Source organism: Arthrobacter sp. JCM 19049, from assembly GCF_001310435.1.
Window position 1 is genome coordinate 1 of sequence record NZ_BAXF01000712.1, and the last position, 897, is coordinate 897.

The 897-nt window shown below is 67.2% G+C and carries 2 protein-coding genes; one reads left to right on the forward strand and one right to left on the reverse strand.

Annotated elements, in window-relative coordinates; translation table 11 throughout:
• A partial coding sequence (locus JCM19049_RS21430; protein ID WP_279403390.1) for an MBL fold metallo-hydrolase occupies positions 1-315 on the reverse strand: 315 nt, incomplete at its 3' end.
• 136 nt (positions 316-451) lie between these two features.
• On the opposite strand from JCM19049_RS21430, the gene JCM19049_RS15710 reads away from it, so the two are divergent.
• Positions 452-897, forward strand: a 446-nt coding sequence (locus tag JCM19049_RS15710) for a Fur family transcriptional regulator (protein ID WP_279403391.1), incomplete at its 3' end; no start/stop codon positions are given.

Sequence of the window (897 nt, forward strand, 5' to 3'; positions counted from 1 at the left end):
CACCTGGATGCCGCCGACGGTGACCTGGGCGCCGGGGCTGGATCGGGTCGACCCGCGAGCGGGCGACGGCCGGCAGCAGCTCGTGCAGGGTTTGGACCACCGTCTGCGGGGCGTACACCTGCAGGGTGGGGTTCGCGGTGACTGCCTCGGCGACGACCTCGGGCAGCACATGTCGGGGTGCTCGTGGGTGATCAGCACGGCCTGCTGCTGCTCGAACGCCCCCTCCAGGTCCGAAAAGCCGCCCGGATCGACCAGGATCGACCCGTCGATGGTGGATACCTCAACACATGAATGACCACGGGATACGATGCGCATACCCCCACACTAGGCGTCCAGCCACACCCGAGGCCAGTCATCGGGCGCATTGCCGGGCGAAGTTGGCTAAAATTGTGGGTGTACCGGCGCCGCCGTTTCGCGCGCCCGTGGCAACTAATAGGAGTGGTGTCCGCATATGACGCAGCCGTCAACCACGCGTGCCGGGGAAACCCGGGTTACCAAGCAGCGTGTGGCGTTGAACGAGGCGTTAGTCCAGGTCAACGATTTCGCCACCGCCCAGCAGCTGCACCGCTGGCTGCAGGAGCAGAACCACAAGGTCTCGCTGGCCACCGTGTACCGGCTGCTGCAGTCGATGGCGGACGACGGGCTGGTCGATGTGCTGCATTCGGGCGACGGTGAGGCCCGCTACCGCCAGTGCGTGACCGAGGTGCACCACCATCACCTGGTTTGCCGGGTGTGCGCCAAGACCGTTGAGGTGCTGGCTCCGTCGGTGGAGCGCTGGGCGGCCCGGGTGGCCGAGGAGCACGGCTTCAGCGAGCCGGAGCACACCGTGGAGATCTATGGGCTGTGCGCCGAATGCCGACGGCAGAACCGCGCGACCAGCCCCGCATCGACGCCAAG